This window comes from Streptomyces sp. NPDC027672, from assembly GCF_055566335.1.
Window position 1 is genome coordinate 79052 of sequence record NZ_JBVHSO010000011.1, and the last position, 16185, is coordinate 95236.

Below are 16185 nucleotides of genomic sequence, written 5' to 3' on the forward strand. Positions count from 1 at the left end.
TAAGTTACCAACCAGTCAGTAGCGTGTCCGGCCCTTCCCCATGTGCGGGCATTTCCTGCTCGCCGTCCGGGCGGAACACGCGGTTTGCCCGGATTCCGACCCCCTCCCGGACACCGACCGCGTGGGGTAGCTTTCACCGCGCTGTGCGGTGCGTGGACCAACGACACTTAAGGCGCGAGACACGGGGAGCGAGGTTGCGCGAGTTCACCAACCCTCCGCTGGCGTCGCCGCCGCCGGTGGGCGGTCTGGCAGACGTCGTCTTCGAGCATGCCGAGACCGACCCGCTGCACATAGCGCTCGGCCGCAAGGACGAGACCGGGCAGTGGCGGGACGTCACCGCCGCCGAGTTCCGCGACGAGGTCCTCGCCCTCGCCAAGGGCCTGCTCGCCGACGGCGTCCGCTTCGGCGACCGGGTCGCCGTCATGTCCCGCACCCGCTACGAGTGGACCCTCTTCGACTTCGCCCTGTGGGCCATCGGCGCCCAGGTGGTGCCCGTCTACCCGACCTCCTCCGCCGAGCAGTGCTTCTGGATGCTCTACGACGCCGAGGTGAGCGCCGCGGTCGTGGAGCACGAGGACCACGCGATGACCATCGCCACCGTCATCGACCGGCTGCCCCGGCTGCGCCGGCTCTGGCAGCTGGACGCCGGCTGCGTGCGGGAGCTGTACGACGCCGGGGCGCACCTGGACGACGAGGTGGTCCACCGGCACCGGCAGGCGATCACGCCGGACTCGGTCGCCACCGTCATCTACACCTCCGGCACCACCGGCCGCCCCAAGGGCTGTGTGCTCTCCCACGGCAACTTCATGTTCGAGGCGGACACCGTGCTGAGGCGGTGGGAGCCGGTGTTCCACTCGAAGAAGGGCGACGAGGCGTCCACCCTGCTGTTCCTGCCGCTGGCGCACGTCTTCGGGCGGATGGTGCAGGTCGCCGCCGTCCGCGGCCGGGTCCGCTTCGGCCACCAGCCGCAGTTGCACGCCGCCGCCCTGCTGCCCGACCTGGCCGCCTTCCGGCCGACATTCGTCCTCGCGGTGCCGTACATCTTCGAGAAGGTGTTCAACGCCGCCCGCCGCAAGGCCGAGAGGGAGGGCCGGGCAGGGCCGTTCGAGAAGGCCGTCGACGTCGCCGTGAAGTACGCGGAGGCGGTGGAGGCGAAGGCGTGGGGCACCGGGCCCGGCCCGTCGGCGGCGCTGCGCATGCAGCACCAGCTCTTCGACAAGCTGGTCTATGCCAAGGTGCGCGCCGCGATGGGCGGCCGGATCCGCAACGCGATGTCCGGCGGTTCGGCGATGGACCGCCGGCTGGGGCTGTTCTTCGCGGGCGCGGGCGTGCAGATCTACGAGGGCTACGGCCTGACCGAGTCGACGGCCGCGGCGACCGCGAACCCGCCCGGACGCACCCGCTACGGCACCGTCGGCCGGGCCATCCCGGGCGTGACGGTGCACATCGCCGACGACGGCGAGGTCTGGCTGCGCGGCGGCAACGTCTTCCACGGCTATCTGAACAACCAGAAGGCCACCGACGCCACCCTGCACGACGGCTGGCTCGCCACCGGCGACCTGGGCATGCTGGACCAGGACGGCTATCTGACCATCACCGGCCGCAAGAAGGAGATCCTGGTGACCTCCGGCGGCAAGAGCGTCTCGCCGGGCGTGCTGGAGGAGCGGGTCCGCGACCATCCGCTGATCAGCCAGTGCATCGTCGTCGGCAACGACCGCCCCTACATCGCCGCCCTGGTCACCCTGGACCAGGAGGCGGTCGAGCACTGGCTCCAGCTGCGCGGCACCCCGCGGCCGGCCCCGGCCGACCTGGTGCGCGACCCGGACCTGGAGAGGGAGGTGCGCCGGGCGGTGGTCGCCGCGAACACCCTGGTCTCGCAGGCCGAGTCGATCCGCACGTTCCGTATCCTGGCCCAGCCGTTCACCGAGGAACACGGGCTGCTGACACCGTCGTTGAAGCTGAAGCGCAAGGCGATCGAGAAGGCGTACGGCGACGAGGTGGAGGCCCTCTACCGGACCTGACGCGCCGCCCGCGCCGGCCGCGCCGGTGCGTCAGGAATGCGGAGCGGCCCGTGATCGTTGAGGATGGCAGTACCACCTGTCGACAAGCGAAGGATCAAGAGGCTCGTGAGCAGCAACGTCCCCCCGATCATCCTCAACAACGGCGTCGAGATGCCCCAGCTGGGCTACGGCGTCTGGCAGGTGCCGGACGACGACGCCGAGCGGGCCGTCGGCACGGCGCTTGAGGCCGGGTACCGCAGCATCGACACCGCCGCGATCTACGGCAACGAAGCGGGCACCGGCAAGGCCATCGCCGCCTCCGGCCTGCCCCGCGAGGAGATCTTCGTCACCACCAAGCTCTGGAACAGCGACCAGGGCTACGACTCCACGCTGCGCGCCTTCGACACCTCGCTGGCGAAGCTGGGGCTCGACTACGTCGACCTGTACCTGATCCACTGGCCGCTGCCGTCCAGGGACAAGTACATCGACACCTACAAGGCGTTCGAGAAGCTGCACTCCGACGGCCGCGTCCGGGCCATCGGCGTCTCCAACTTCCTCCCCGAGCACCTGCGGCGGCTGATCGAGGAGACCTCCGTGGTCCCCGCGGTCAACCAGATCGAGCTGCACCCGCACCTCCAGCAGGGCGAGGCGCGCGCGTTCCACGCGGAGCACGGCATCGCCACCGAGGCGTGGTCGCCGCTCGGCCAGGGCAAGGGCCTGCTGGAGGTGCCCGCCGTCGTCGCGATCGCGCGCAAGCACGACCGCACCCCGGCCCAGGTCGTGCTGCGCTGGCACCTCCAGCTCGGCACCATCGTGATCCCGAAGTCCGTGACGCCGTCCCGGATCAAGGAGAACATCGAGGTGTTCGACTTCAGCCTGGACGACGAGGACCTCGCCGCGATCAGCGCGCTGAACGAGGACCGGCGCATCGGTCCCGACCCGGCCGCCTTCGATATGGCCTGACACTCCCGGGACCCGGACCGGCCACCGGTCACGGCCGTGCGCCCCGCACCGCGGCGGGCCGCACGGCCGTCCTGCGGCCCGCCGGGCGGCGGCGCCCGGCGCCCGCGCGGCTCAGTCCAGGCGCACGTCCGCGTGGACGACCTCGAACTCCTCCAGGCCGACCACGTCCACCCGCCCCTTCGCCGACGCCTCGTCGCGCACGCCCGCCAGGGCGGCGCGCGAGGCGGCCAGCGACGGCCGGTCGGTGAACAGCACACCGGCCACGGCCCGGCCCCGCTCCCGGTCCAGCAGCAGCGACGTCCGGGACAGCCCCGGCAGTGCCTCGGCCCTCGGCACCACCGCGGCCCGGAAGGCGTCGACGACCAGATCCGCGTCGCGCGGGTCGAACTCCAGCCTGGTGGCGCGCAGTCCGCCGCCCTGCCGGGGCGGCCGGGCCTGAAGGAACACCGCCGCCTCGTAGACGGCGACCGACACGGTGCCCGCGAACGGCTCCAGCAGCGCGCCGCGCCGCTCGCGCATCACCTCGTCGCTGTTGCGCCGCGCCTCCTCGGTCTCCCACCAGCTCACCGTGAGCAGTTTGCCGAGGTCCCGGTCCGCGAACACACTGGCGCCGCGGTAGCCCGGGCGTTCCTCCAGCAGGTCCCGCCCCTCGCTGTTCAGCGACCGGACGGCCGTGTCCAGCAGCGCCGGATCACCGGTCGCGTACACCGCGCGTACGAACATGGGACTCGCCTCCGGGAGCGGTGGCCACGGACAGAGCGGACATACGGCTGCATCCTGCTCTCTCAGTCTCGTCAGTGGTCACCGTCACCGCAATGCCCCCCGGTTTCAGCCGTCCGCCTCCCGGGGGTTGACGAGGGCATGCCGTCGGCGCCACCGTGTGAGGACACCCGGTAAGGAAACTTTCCTAACAGAAGGGTCCCCCCATGCGTCTTCGCACCCTCTCCCTCGCCGTGGCCTCCGGCACCGCCCTGCTCGCCGCCGGGCTCCTCCCCGCGCACGCCTCGGCCGCCGCCTCTCCCCGGACCGCCCAGGAGGGCACGGTCAGCGCCGCCGACCTGCTCGCCAAGGTGACCTCCTGTGCGCAGGTCTCCAACGGCAAGTACAAGACCGACGACGAGACCTCGGCCACCGTCCCCGTGTGCGGCAAGAACGGCGCGGTGTTCTGGAAGGCCGACATGGACATCGACTGCGACGGCCAGCGCACCACCAACTGCAACGAGGACCGCGACCCCTGGTACCAGGACGACACCGCCTTCCACCAGTCCGACGGCAAGCCGCTGAAGGCGGAGACCCTGCCGTACGTCGTCGTGCCCAGCACCAGCAGTATCTGGGACTACTCCGGCGCCGGCATCAAGGGCGGCGGAGTGGTCGCCGTCATCTACAACAACAAGGTGGAGTACGCCGTCGTCGGCGACACCGGCCCCTCGAAGATCATCGGCGAGGCGTCGTACGCCACCGCCAAGGCGCTCGGCATCGACCCGGACCCGGAGACCGGCGGCGCCGAGTCGGGCGTGACCTACATCCTGTTCAAGAACTCCAAGGTCTCGCCCATAGAGAGCCACAGCGCCGCGGTCTCCCTCGGCGACCAGCTCGCCAAGCAGTTCCTCGCCGCCAACTAGGGTCTTTCGTTTGGATCAGGCCGGATCAGGGAGCGGGGTCTGGTGCCGTGCATCGCAAGGCGGAGGAGGGCGCCATGGCGGAGCCATGGCAACCGACGACAACGCGGCTGGGGGCACCCCCTGCTCGAAGAGCTTGGGGGAGCGGTGCCAGGGCCCGCGAGCCCGGCATGATCCAAACGAGAGGCCCTAACCCCTGCGGACCGCCGTGTGCACGGTGTACGCGCCCAGGACGAACACGTCCGGCCGTACGTGCACGCTCGCCGGGTCGGCCGGGTCGAGCAGCCGGTCCAGGGTGGCGCGGTCGTCGGCGTCCAGCGCGTCGCCGAAGCCCTCGCGCAGCCGGGACAGATGCGCGACGACATAGGCGCGGGCCCGCTCGTCGGCCGGGGCGGGCAGGTCGAGCAGGAAGGTGCGGGTGCCGGTGTGGGCGAGGCCGGCCGCAGTCAGCAGCGCGGGCCAGTCCTCGGTCTCGGCCACGGAGCCGGGCAGGTCCGCCCGCATCCGGGCGAACCACTCCTCCTCCAGCGCGTCGAGCCGCGCCTGGAGTCCGGGGCGGCCGATGCCGGTGTCCCGGGGCAGGAAGCGGGAGGGCAGGCCGCCTTCGAGGAGGGCCAGGGTGCCGCCGGGGGCCAGGTGTCCGGCGAACGCGGTGAGCGCGGCCCGCTGGTCGCCCAGGTGGTGCAGGCTGCGGCTGGCCCACAGCAGGTCGGCCGGGCCGTCCAGGCGGTCGAGCGCCTCGGGCAGGTCACCGGCGACGGTGCCGAAGCGGTCGCCGACGCCGTGCCGGGCGGCCCGTGCCCGGGCGCGTTCCAGCAGCGGTGCCGTGCCGTCGACGGCGACGACCCGGGCGCCGGGGAAGGTCTCGGCGAACAGACAGGAGACGACTCCGGGGCCGCTGCCCGCGTCCACGATCAGCCGCGGCCCGGTCACCTCTTCGCCGAGCCACTCCATGGCCCGCCGGTAGACCGGGGCGAGCAGTTCCGCCTGCGACTCCAGCAGGGGGGCCAGCTCGTTCCAGTCGATGTCGGTGCCGTGATCGTGCGGGTGCCCGGCGTGGTGCCGGTCGTCGTGGTCGTGGTGGTGGTGTGCCATGGGTGGTCAGCCTCTCGTCCGGTGTGCCGTCAGCGTGCGACGGCACACCGGACGCGGGCCACTTCCGTTGCCGTTTCGGCAAACACGGATGCCGTTACGGTCCGCCGGGGCCCGGGGGACGGACGGGCCCCGGCGGAGTCACCGCGTCAGGACAGCGGCGGGTTGGCGTTCTGCAGCAACTGCTGGAACTGGGCGGAGAACCAGTGCCCGGCCAGCGGCGAGTTGGGCAGCGCGCCCGTGGGGTTGTTGCCGTTGCGCGCGTTGCCGCCGTAGGTCGGGTCGCACATCCGGTCGAAGCCCTTGCCCTCGTCGTTGCTGACGGCGGAGCTGGCTCCGTCGGACTCCCCCGGCGGCTTGGCCCACACGTAGGCGTCTATGCCGGCCGCGGGGGCCGCGGTCGGGCGTTCGCCGAGTCCGGCACCGGACTGGTTGCACCAGTTGCCGACGTGGATGCGCCGGTCGATGCGGCCTCCGTCGACATAGGCGTCGACGGAGGTCAGCGGGCCGGCACCGGAGGGCCGGCCGGAGCCGCCCCAGCCGTTGCGGGAGGTGTCGATCAGCATGCCGATACCGGAGTTGAACCCGGCCGAGACCAGCTTGTCCCGCAGGCCCTGGGCGTACGACTGCTCGTCCACGTACTGGTTCCAGTCGACCCACTTCGACTGGCGGACGGTCTGGCCGTTGACGCTGTCGGTGACCTTGAAGTAAGGCTCCTTGGTCGGGCTGTAGTTGGCCGTGTTGACGATGAAGCCGGCCACGTCGTTCACGCTGGCGCCGTTGGTCGTGGCGACCTTGTAGAACTCCTGGGCGGACGGGCCGAGGTTGGTGTCCCAGCCGAGCCAGCCGTGGTGGCCGGCGTCGATGTAGTTGTAGACGTTGGAGAGGTTGCCCAGCTTGTCCAGGGCGTAGCTGACGCCCTTCTCGTAGTTGCCGTTGGCCTTCATGGTCACGCAGGCGTCGGTGGTGGTGTTGGTGCCGCCGGCGTTGGTGACCAGGTTGGGCAGCGAGTCGGGCTCGATGAGGGCGGAGATGCGCAGGCCCGCGTACTTGGCGTCGGACAGGATCGAGGCGATCGCGTCGATGTACTGCGTCTTGTACTTGTCGAGGTCCGTCGGGCCGAGTTCGCCGTTGGAGGCGAGGGCGGCGCAGTCACGGCCGGGGAGGTCGTAGATGACCAGCTGGACGACGAGCTGGCCGGAGCCCTTCTGCTTCAGGGCCTCGTCCAGGTGGGCGCGCAGCCCCATGCCGCCGTTGACGCCGTTGATGGTGGCGATGCGGTCCAGCCACACGAAGGTCGGCTGGCTGGAGACGCGGCTGCCGCCCGGCTCGGCGGCGGCCAGCTTCGACCACTCCGGGTTCACGTACACCTTGGCCCCGGAGTACGGGTTGTCGACGCGGCCGGCGCTGCCTCCGCCGGTGTCGCCGCCGCCACCGCCGCCGCCGGTGTCACCGCCGCCCCCGCCGGTGTCGCCGCCTCCGCTGTCGACGTTGCAGGTGACGCCGTCGAGGGTGAAGGTGGCGGGCAGGGCGTTGGTGCCGCTGTAGCTGCCCTGGAGGCCGAAGCTGACCGTGCCGCCGGTGGCCAGCGAGCCGTTGTAGCTCTCGTTGGCCGCGGTGACCGCGGTGCCGCTCTGGGTCAGCTTGGCGTTCCAGCCGCTGGTGATCTTCTGGTTGCCGGCGTACGACCACTTCAGCGACCAACTCGACTTGGTCGCCGCGTTGTTGGTGAGGGTGACGGCGGCGGTGAAGCCGGTGTCCCACTGGTTCTGCACCTTGTAGTCGACGGTGCAGGGGACGGCTGCCGCCGCCGCGGACGCCGGCTGCATGCCGAGCGCCGTCCCGGAGGCCCCGGCGACCAGCGCCAGGGCGGCGAGCAGTGATGTTCGGGTACGACTCATGAGTGCGGGTTTCCTTCGGTGTGCTGTAGGGATCTACGGGTCGACGGCGCGCGGGTGGTCGCACGGCCCGGCGCCGTACGGGTGGGTGTGCCGTCGTCGGACAGGTGCCGCCGTCGCGCCGGCGGGTCCGGACCGCCGCGGCGGTGGAGCTTGGCCGCGGCGGTGCTTGGGGCGCCGGCATACACGGGGGTGAGGCCGGACGGGCCCGGCCGGCACTCCTCGTGCAGCGGGACACGGACCGCGTCCGCCTTCCGGCCGGCGATCGCCTCGACCGGCGCGCCGCCGGCCCGGCCGTCCCGGAGGGCATGGCCCTGCACGCAACGGAACGCGCCGCCGGAACGGTGCACACCGAGCGGCCGGCGGGTGGCGCCGGCGGTGCCGGACGGGAACCACTCGGTGTTCCGGCTCCGGGTGCTCTCCTGGCCGTCGGTGAGGTCGAGGGTGGCCGGGGCCGCCGGGACGACCGTGCTCACGAGGAGCGCGACCGCGTCGGCGGCGGCTAAAAGTACTGAACGCGGGGGGTGTCGCATGAGCGAGTCCTTGCAGTTTGGCGCGCCGTGACCGACGCGTCGACTGAACGGAACCGCTCCCACTGGTGCGAAGGAAGTTAGCGCCAAGTGACCGGAAAGCCCAGGGCTGTTGCGCGACTTTTCTCGAACGGCCCTGTCGAATCTTTTCGACTCTTCAAGCATCTTGACCACTCCTTGCCCCGTCCGCACTATGGGAGCGCTCCCACTGGTTCAAGCCTTGACTTCTCCCCGAGCCGACGCCGCAAGGAGGAACCAGCACATGGATCCCGGACGCAGACGCAGAACGGTGCGTCGCCTGTGGACCGCGGTGGCCGCCGCGTTCGCCCTGCCCCTGTCGATGCTCGCCACGGGCACGGAGGCCGCGCACGCGGCCGCCGTCCAGTGCAGCGTCGACTACAAGACCAACGACTGGGGTTCCGGCTTCACCGCCGACCTCACGCTCACCAACCGCGGTACGGACGCCATCAACGGATGGACGCTGACGTACGCCTACGCGGGCAACCAGAAACTGACCAGCGGCTGGAACGGCACCTGGTCCCAGTCCGGGCAGACGGTCACCGCGAAGAACGCGTCGTACAACGGCACCATCGCCGCGGGCGCCGCCGTGACCACCGGCGCCCAGTTCACCTACAGCGGCGCCAACACCGCCCCCACGTCCTTCGCGGTCAACGGCACGACCTGCGCCGGCGCCCACCAGCCGCCGGTGACCGTGCTGACCAGCCCGAGCGCGGGCGCGGTGTACACGCAAGGGGCCGCGGTACCGCTCGCGGCGACCGCCGCCGCGGCCGACAACGCGACCATCGCCAAGGTGGAGTTCTACGACGACACCACGCTGCTGGGCACGGACACCAGCGCGCCGTACACGCTCTCGGCCTCCAGTTTGACCGTGGGCAGTCATTCCCTGGTGGCGAAGGCGTACGACAGCCTGGGCGCGTCCGCCGCCTCCACCCCGGTGGGCATCACCGTCGCCTCCGGTCCCGCCGTGGTCGCCTCGCCGGCCCAACTGGGCGTGCAGCAGGGCAAGTCCGGCACGTTCGCGGTGAAGCTGTCCACGCAGCCGAGCGCGAACGTCACGGTGAGCACGGCTCGCACGGACGGCAACACCGGTCTGTCCGTGACCGGCGGGGCCTCGCTGACCTTCACCCCGGCGAACTGGAACACCGCGCAGAACGTGACCGTCACGGCCGACTCCGCCGGCACCGGCAGCGCGACCTTCACCGCGTCGGCCACCGGCCACGCCAAGGCGACGGTCACGGTCACCGAGCTGCCCGCGGCGAAGGCGTACGACGCCCGGTTCCTGGACCTGTACGGGAAGATCACCAACCCGGCGAACGGCTACTTCTCCCCCGAGGGCATCCCGTACCACTCGGTGGAGACGCTGATCGTCGAGGCCCCGGACCAGGGCCACGAGACCACGTCCGAGGCGTACAGCTACCTGCTGTGGCTCCAGGCGATGTACGGCAAGGTCACCGGCGACTGGTCGAAGTTCAACGGCGCCTGGGAGATCATGGAGAAGTACATGATCCCCACCCACGCCGACCAGCCGACGAACTCCTTCTACAACGCCTCCAAGCCGGCCACCTACGCGCCCGAGTACGACACCCCGAACGAGTACCCGGCGAAGCTGGACACCTCGGCGTCGGTCGGCCCGGACCCGATCGCGGGCGAGCTGAAGAGCGCGTACGGCACGGACGACGTCTACGGCATGCACTGGATCCAGGACGTGGACAACGTCTACGGCTTCGGCAACGAGCCCGGCAAGTGCGAGGCCGGCCCGACGGCCACCGGACCGTCGTACATCAACACCTTCCAGCGCGGCCCGCAGGAGTCCGTCTGGGAGACGGTCCCGCAGCCCACCTGTGACGCCTTCAAGTACGGCGGCAAGAACGGCTACCTGGACCTGTTCACCGGCGACAGCTCCTACGCCAAGCAGTGGAAGTACACGGACGCCCCGGACGCGGACTCGCGCGCGGTGCAGGCCGCCTACTGGGCGGACGTGTGGGCCAAGCAGCAGGGCAAGAGCGGCGAGGTGTCCGCGACGGTCGCCAAGGCCGCGAAGATGGGCGACTACCTGCGGTACGCGATGTACGACAAGTACTTCAAGAAGATCGGCAACTGCGCCAGCCCGTCCTGCCCGGCCGGCACCGGCAAGGACGCCTCGCACTACCTGCTGTCCTGGTACTACGCCTGGGGCGGCGCCACCGACACCTCCGCCGGCTGGGCCTGGCGGATCGGCTCCAGCCACGTCCACGGCGGCTACCAGAACCCGCTGGCCGCCTACGCGCTCAGCTCCGTCGCCGACCTGAAGCCCAAGTCGGCCACGGGTGCCGCCGACTGGAGCAAGTCGCTCCAGCGGCAACTGGAGTTCTACCAGTGGCTCCAGTCCTCCGAGGGCGGCATCGCGGGCGGTGCGACCAATAGCTGGGCCGGGCGCTACGCCGCCCCGCCGGCCGGCACCTCCACCTTCTACGGGATGTACTACGACGAGGCGCCCGTCTACCACGACCCGCCGTCCAACCAGTGGTTCGGCTTCCAGGCGTGGTCGATGGAGCGCGTCGCCGAGTACTACCAGCAGACCGGGAACGCCACGGCGAAGGCGGTCCTGGACAAGTGGGTGAAGTGGGCGCTGTCCAAGACCACGGTCAACCCGGACGGCACCTACCGCATCCCCTCCACCCTCAAGTGGTCGGGCCAGCCCGACACCTGGAACGCGTCGAGCCCCGGCGCCAACACCGGACTGCACGTCACCGTCGCCGACTACACCGACGACGTCGGCGTGGCCGCCGCGTACGCCAAGACCCTGTCGTACTACGCCGCCAAGTCCGGTGACGCGACCGCCAAGTCCACCGCGAAGGCGCTGCTGGACGGCATGTGGGACCACTACCAGGACAGCCTCGGCATCGCCGTCCCGGAGACCCGCACCGACTACAGCCGGTTCAACGACAGCGTGTACGTGCCGAGCGGCTGGACCGGCACCATGCCGAACGGTGACGCGATCAGCTCCTCGTCCACGTTCTCCTCGCTGCGGTCCTTCTACAAGAGCGACCCGAACTGGTCGAAGATCGAGGCCTACCTCAAGGGCGGGGCCGCGCCGGTCTTCACGTACCACCGCTTCTGGGCCCAGGCGGACATCGCCCTGGCCATGGGCTCGTACGCCGAACTCCTCGAATAGTCCGGCACCTTCTTTCCGGGCGGCCCCCGTTCCCACCGGGGGCCGCCCCCTCTTGCGAGAGGACTCCCCATGCGCTCCCCCCGCATCCTCACCGCCGTGCTGCTCCTCGCCGCCGGCCTGCTGTCCGGCACCCCGCCCGCGCTGGCCGCGCCCGCCGCCGGCACCACCGCCGCGGCGGACACCTACACCTGGCACAACGCCCGGATCGACGGCGGCGGTTTCGTCCCCGGAATCGTGTTCAACCGCTCCGAGAAGAACCTGGTCTACGCCCGCACCGACATCGGCGGCGCCTACCGCTGGCAGGAGCCGGCCAAGACCTGGACCCCGCTGCTGGACTCGGTCGGCTGGAACGACTGGGGCCACACCTCGGTGGTGAGCCTCGCCTCCGACCCGGTCGACCCGGACAACGTGTACGCGGCCGTCGGGACGTACACCAACAGCTGGGACCCGGGCGACGGCGCGGTGCTGCGCTCGGCGGACCGGGGCACGACCTGGCACGCGGCCGACCTGCCGTTCAAGCTGGGCGGCAACATGCCCGGCCGGGGCATGGGCGAGCGGCTGGCGATCGACCCGAACAAGAACAGCGTGCTGTACCTGGGCGCGCCCAGCGGCAAGGGCCTGTGGCGCTCGACGGACTCCGGCGTGACCTGGTCGCAGATCACCGCCTTCCCGAACCCCGGCGACTACCGGCAGGACCCCACCGATCCGACGGGCTACGCGAGCGACAACCAGGGCGTCGTCTGGGTCACCTTCGACGAGTCGACGGGCACCTCCGGGACCGCGACGAAGACGGTCTACGCCGGGGTCGCGGACAAGGACAACGCGGTCTACCGCTCGACGGACGCCGGCGCCACCTGGTCCCGGCTGGCGGGCCAGCCCACGGGATACCTGGCGCACAAGGGAGTCCTGGACGCCCACAACGGTTTCCTGTACCTCGCCTACAGCGACACGGGCGGACCGTACGACGGCGGCAAGGGCCGGCTGTGGCGGTACGCGACGGTGACCGGCACCTGGACCGACATCAGCCCGGCCGCGGAGGCGGACACCTCCTACGGCTTCAGCGGGCTGACGGTCGACCGCCGGCACCCGTCCACCCTCATGGCCACCGCCTACAGCTCCTGGTGGCCGGACACCCAGCTCTTCCGGTCCACCGACAGCGGCGCCACCTGGACCAGGGCGTGGGACTACACCTCGTACCCGGAGCGCTCGAACCGGTACACCATGGACGTCTCCTCCTCGCCGTGGCTGACCTTCGGCGCGCACCCGTCCCCGCCCGAGCAGTCGCCGCAGCTGGGCTGGATGACGGAGGCCCTGGAGATCGACCCGTTCGACTCCTCCCGCATGATGTACGGCACGGGCGCCACCCTCTACGGCACCGAGAACCTCGGCGAGTGGGACAGCGGCGGGAAGTTCACCGTCAAGCCCATGGCGCGCGGCCTGGAGGAGACGGCGGTGAACGACCTCGCGGCGCCGCCCTCCGGCGACGCCCGGCTGTTCAGCGCCCTCGGCGACATCGGCGGCTTCCGGCACACGGACCTGACCGCCGTGCCGTCCCTGATGTACACCTCACCGGCCTTCACCACGACCACCAGCCTGGACTTCGCCGAGACCGACCCGGGCACGGTGGTCCGCGTGGGCGACCTGGACTCCGGCCCGCACATCGCGTTCTCGACGGACAACGGCGCCCACTGGTTCGCGGGCACGGACCCGCCCGGTGTCTCGGGCGGCGGCACGGTGGCGGCGGCCGCGGACGGCAGCCGGTTCGTCTGGAGCCCGGCCGGCACCGGCGTGCGGTATACGACGGGCTTCGGCACGTCCTGGGCCCAGTCGGCCGGCCTCCCGGCCGGCGCGGTCGTCGAGTCGGACCGCGTCGACCCGAAGACCTTCTACGGCTTCAAGTCCGGGACGTTCTACGTCAGTACGGACGGCGGCGCCACCTTCACCGCCTCCGCGGCCGCCGGCCTGCCGGGCGGCGACAGCGTGCGCTTCAAGGCGCTGCCCGGCGCCCGGGGTGACGTGTGGCTGGCGGGCGGGGCGGCGGACGGCGCGTACGGCCTGTGGCACTCCACGGACGGCGGGGCGCGCTTCACCAGGCTGGCGAACGTGGAGCAGGCCGACACGATCGGCTTCGGCAAGGCCGCGCCGGGAGCCTCGTACCAGACGCTGTTCACCAGCGCGAGGATCGGCGGGGTGCGCGGGATCTTCCGCTCCACGGACAAGGGCGCGTCCTGGACCCGGGTCAATGACGACGCCCACCAGTGGGGCTGGACCGGCGCGGCGATCACCGGTGACCCGCGGGTGTACGGCCGGGTGTACGTGTCGACGAACGGCAGGGGCGTCGTCTACGGCGACCCGTCCGGCACCGGCGACACCGGCGGCGGTGGCGGCGGCGGTGGCACGGACCCGGCGCCGGCGGGCGCCTGCACCGTCAGCTATCAGGTCACCGGCCAGTGGCAGGACGGGTTCCAGGCGGACGTCCGGCTGACCGACACCGGCCCGGCGGCCTGGACCGGCTGGTCCCTCGGCTGGTCCTTCGCGGACGGCCAGCGGATCACCCAGCTCTGGAACGCCGGCTACACACAGTCGGGTCCGGCGGTCATGGTCACCCCCGCGTCCTGGAACGGCACGGTGGCGGCGGGCTCCTCGGTGGCCTTCGGGTTCACGGCGAGCCGGTCGGCCACGAACACCCGGCCGCCGTCCTTCACGCTGGGCGGCACGGTCTGCACGGTCACCTGACCGGCCGGGCGGGGGCACCGCGCACCGGCGGTGCCCCCGCCCCGGACCGCTAGCCGACGCTCCCGGTGAAGATCGCCGCGTCCGACTCGTAGTCGGGGCTGACCTCGATCTGGATCAGCTTCCCGCCCTTGGGCAGTTCACAGCCCCACGGCACGTTCAGGGAGCGGCCGGCGAGCAGCTTGGGCCGAGACCACGGCCGCCACGACGGCCGCCGCCACGGCGACGACCGCGGTGCGGGACGTGTCCGGCGTCACCGCCTCAGGGCGTGGAGACGGCGGGCCGGGGCGGGGTGGCCATTTGGGCACCGAGGAAGAAGCCGGGGTGCGGCGGCTGGTTGTACGCGGTGTTCTGCCAGGCGAGGGCCGTGCGGTACGGGGAGTCGTGCAGCAGGGTGGTGAGGCGGACCGTGGTGTCGTAGGGCGTGGAGTAGATCCGCAGGGCCGTGTTGTCCGTCGTCGGCCAGACCACCTCCTCGCGCCAGTCGCCGAGGATGTCGCCGGACAGCGCCGGGGTCGCCTTCGTGCCGTTGTCCGAGTGGACCCCGGAGCCGGTCAGCAGCCGGGTGTCGGACGCGGTGCCGTACTTGTCGACGTGGGTGCCGTCGAGGAGTTCACGGACCGGGTCGCCGTCCCACCACAACAGGAAGTTGGCGCTGGACGGCTTGCGCGCGGCGACGACCGTGCCCTTCGGGCCGCGCAGGCCGCTCTCCGCCGACGACCAGGACTCGGCGCCCGCGCTGCCCGCCCAGACGTCGTCCGAGACGCCCCGGCCGTTGTCGCCGTTGGGCGCGGTGGACCACAGCACCTGGCCGGTCCGCGCGTCCGCCATCCAGGACGAGGGCTTGGCGGAGTCCTCGTCCACCTTGAACTCCTCCAGTCCCGGCCGGGACGGGTCCAGATCGCCGACGTGCATCGCATCGCCGTGGCCGTTGCGCGTCGTCCACAGGGCGCTGCCGTCGTCGTCCACGGCCATCGAGCCGTACACGATCTCGTCCCGGCCGTCGCCGTCGACGTCGGCGACCGAGAGCTGGTGGTTGCCCTGGCCGTCGTAGCCCTTGCCGCTGTTGGTGGAGGAGCTGGTGTCGAAGGTCCAGCGGCGGGTGAACCGGCCGTCCCGCCAGTCCCAGGCGGCGATGACCGTCCGGGTGTAGTAGCCGCGCGCCTCGATCAGGGACGGGCGGCTACCGTCGAGGTAGGCGGTGCCGGCCAGGAAGCGGTCGACGCGGTTGCCGTAGGAGTCGCCCCAGGAGGAGACGGTGCCACGGGCCGGCACATAGTCGACGGACTGCATCGCCCGGCCGGTCCGGCCGTCGAACATGGTCAGGTACTCGGGGCCGGACAGGATGTATCCGCTGCCGTTGCGATGGTCGGCCGCGGCGTCGCCGAGCACCGTCCCGGTGCCGTCCACCGTGCCGTCGGCCGTCTTGGCGGCGATCTCGGCCCGGCCGTCGCCGTCGTAGTCGTACACCTGGAACTGGGTGTAGTGCGCGCCGGAGCGGATGTTGCGGCCCAGGTCGATCCGCCACAGCCGGGTGCCGTCCAGCCGGACGCCGTCCAGGTAGGTGTCGCCGGTGTAGCCGGACTGGGAGTTGTCCTTGGCGTTGGTGGGCTGCCACTTCAGGACGAACTCCAGTTGTCCGTCGCCGTCCAGGTCGCCGACGGAGGCGTCGTTCGCCTCGTAGGTGTACGCCGTCTTGTCCGGGGTGGTGCCGCCGGCGGGCGGGGTGATCGGGACGTCCTTGTAGCCGGTGCGGAACTGGAGCGCGTGCTCGGAGTCCGGCTGCTCCACGCCGTTCACGACGGCGCGGACCGTGTAGTCGGCCTGGGCGGGCGCGCCGGCGTGGAAGTAGGTCGTGGAGGCGGTGACCGGGCTGGAGTTGACCTTCGTGCCGGCGCGGTAGACGTTGAAGGCCACCTGGTCCGGGTCGGTGGCCAGCCAGCGCCAGCTCAGCAGGTTGCCGCTGTCGGTGTGCACGCTGACCAGGCCGCGGTCCAGCTTCTCCAGCTGCCGGGCGGTGGCCGCCCGGGCGGTGGTGGCGGACAGTCCGGTCAGGCCGGCGGCGGCCAGTGCGGCGGCGGCGACCGCGGCGGTCAGGCCGGCGATCCGGCGGCGGCGCCGCGGGCGGGGGCGCGGGGGCGGGGCGGGCGGGTGCGGGTGCTGCATCTGACGTTC

At 71.6% G+C, this 16185-nt stretch carries 10 protein-coding genes; 5 read left to right on the forward strand and 5 right to left on the reverse strand.

Annotation, left to right across the window (positions count from 1 at the left end):
- The first annotated feature begins 194 nt into the window (after positions 1-194).
- Both ACZ4SV_RS25690 and ACZ4SV_RS25695 read left to right on the forward strand, forming a co-directional pair.
- Positions 195-2021 (forward strand): AMP-dependent synthetase/ligase, encoded by a 1827-nt coding sequence (locus tag ACZ4SV_RS25690; RefSeq protein WP_468006737.1) that lies wholly within the window; start codon positions 195-197, stop codon positions 2019-2021.
- 105 nt (positions 2022-2126) lie between these two features.
- Positions 2127-2963 carry an aldo/keto reductase gene (locus ACZ4SV_RS25695; RefSeq protein WP_468006739.1) on the forward strand — a complete coding sequence of 279 codons (837 nt, stop codon included), beginning with the start codon at positions 2127-2129 and terminating at the stop codon, positions 2961-2963.
- Positions 2964-3074: 111 nt separating this feature from the next.
- Here the strand turns inward: ACZ4SV_RS25695 and ACZ4SV_RS25700 are convergent, their stop codons facing one another.
- On the reverse strand, positions 3075-3686 hold the full coding sequence (locus ACZ4SV_RS25700; RefSeq protein ID WP_468006741.1) for a hypothetical protein: 612 nt from the start codon (positions 3684-3686) through the stop codon (positions 3075-3077).
- A gap of 203 nt (positions 3687-3889) precedes the next feature.
- Here ACZ4SV_RS25700 and ACZ4SV_RS25705 point away from each other — a divergent pair, with 203 nt between their 5' ends.
- Entirely contained in the window at positions 3890-4585 is a 696-nt protein-coding gene (locus ACZ4SV_RS25705) for a glycoside hydrolase family 75 protein (protein WP_468006743.1), read from the forward strand.
- Between the two features lie 186 nt (positions 4586-4771).
- On the opposite strand, the gene ACZ4SV_RS25710 is transcribed toward ACZ4SV_RS25705, so the two are convergent.
- The 3 genes from ACZ4SV_RS25710 to ACZ4SV_RS25720 all read right to left on the reverse strand — a co-directional run bounded on the left by ACZ4SV_RS25710 (position 4772) and on the right by ACZ4SV_RS25720 (position 8105).
- The gene (locus ACZ4SV_RS25710; RefSeq protein ID WP_468006745.1) at positions 4772-5677 is read right to left on the reverse strand and encodes a methyltransferase domain-containing protein; all 906 of its coding nucleotides are present in this window, start codon (positions 5675-5677) and stop codon (positions 4772-4774) included.
- Between the two features lie 146 nt (positions 5678-5823).
- On the reverse strand, positions 5824-7575 hold the full coding sequence (locus tag ACZ4SV_RS25715; RefSeq protein WP_468006747.1) for a glycoside hydrolase family 6 protein: 1752 nt from the start codon (positions 7573-7575) through the stop codon (positions 5824-5826).
- Entirely contained in the window at positions 7572-8105 is a 534-nt protein-coding gene (locus tag ACZ4SV_RS25720; RefSeq protein ID WP_468006749.1) for a hypothetical protein, read from the reverse strand. Before ACZ4SV_RS25720 ends, ACZ4SV_RS25715 begins: the two co-directional genes overlap by 4 nt.
- 259 nt (positions 8106-8364) lie before the next feature.
- Here ACZ4SV_RS25720 and ACZ4SV_RS25725 point away from each other — a divergent pair, with 259 nt between their 5' ends.
- Together ACZ4SV_RS25725 and ACZ4SV_RS25730 are read left to right on the forward strand one after the other, a co-directional pair.
- Positions 8365-11277 carry a glycoside hydrolase family 48 protein gene (locus tag ACZ4SV_RS25725; protein ID WP_468006751.1) on the forward strand — a complete coding sequence of 971 codons (2913 nt, stop codon included), beginning with the start codon at positions 8365-8367 and terminating at the stop codon, positions 11275-11277.
- Between the two features lie 69 nt (positions 11278-11346).
- On the forward strand, positions 11347-14013 hold the full coding sequence (locus ACZ4SV_RS25730; RefSeq protein WP_468006753.1) for a cellulose binding domain-containing protein: 2667 nt from the start codon (positions 11347-11349) through the stop codon (positions 14011-14013).
- Between the two features lie 258 nt (positions 14014-14271).
- On the opposite strand, the gene ACZ4SV_RS25735 is transcribed toward ACZ4SV_RS25730, so the two are convergent.
- Entirely contained in the window at positions 14272-16176 is a 1905-nt protein-coding gene (locus tag ACZ4SV_RS25735; protein WP_468006755.1) for a rhamnogalacturonan lyase, read from the reverse strand.
- Positions 16177-16185: the final 9 nt, after the last annotated feature.

Coding starts and splice junctions, on each gene's coding strand:
- ACZ4SV_RS25730 (WP_468006753.1), top strand. CDS start 11,347: ATGCGCTCCCCCCGCATCCTCACCGCCGTGCTGCTCCTCGCCGCCGGC.
- ACZ4SV_RS25720 (WP_468006749.1), bottom strand. CDS start 8,105: ATGCGACACCCCCCGCGTTCAGTACTTTTAGCCGCCGCCGACGCGGTC.
- ACZ4SV_RS25715 (WP_468006747.1), bottom strand. CDS start 7,575: ATGAGTCGTACCCGAACATCACTGCTCGCCGCCCTGGCGCTGGTCGCC.
- ACZ4SV_RS25725 (WP_468006751.1), top strand. CDS start 8,365: ATGGATCCCGGACGCAGACGCAGAACGGTGCGTCGCCTGTGGACCGCG.
- ACZ4SV_RS25705 (WP_468006743.1), top strand. CDS start 3,890: ATGCGTCTTCGCACCCTCTCCCTCGCCGTGGCCTCCGGCACCGCCCTG.
- ACZ4SV_RS25700 (WP_468006741.1), bottom strand. CDS start 3,686: ATGTTCGTACGCGCGGTGTACGCGACCGGTGATCCGGCGCTGCTGGAC.
- ACZ4SV_RS25710 (WP_468006745.1), bottom strand. CDS start 5,677: ATGGCACACCACCACCACGACCACGACGACCGGCACCACGCCGGGCAC.
- ACZ4SV_RS25735 (WP_468006755.1), bottom strand. CDS start 16,176: ATGCAGCACCCGCACCCGCCCGCCCCGCCCCCGCGCCCCCGCCCGCGG.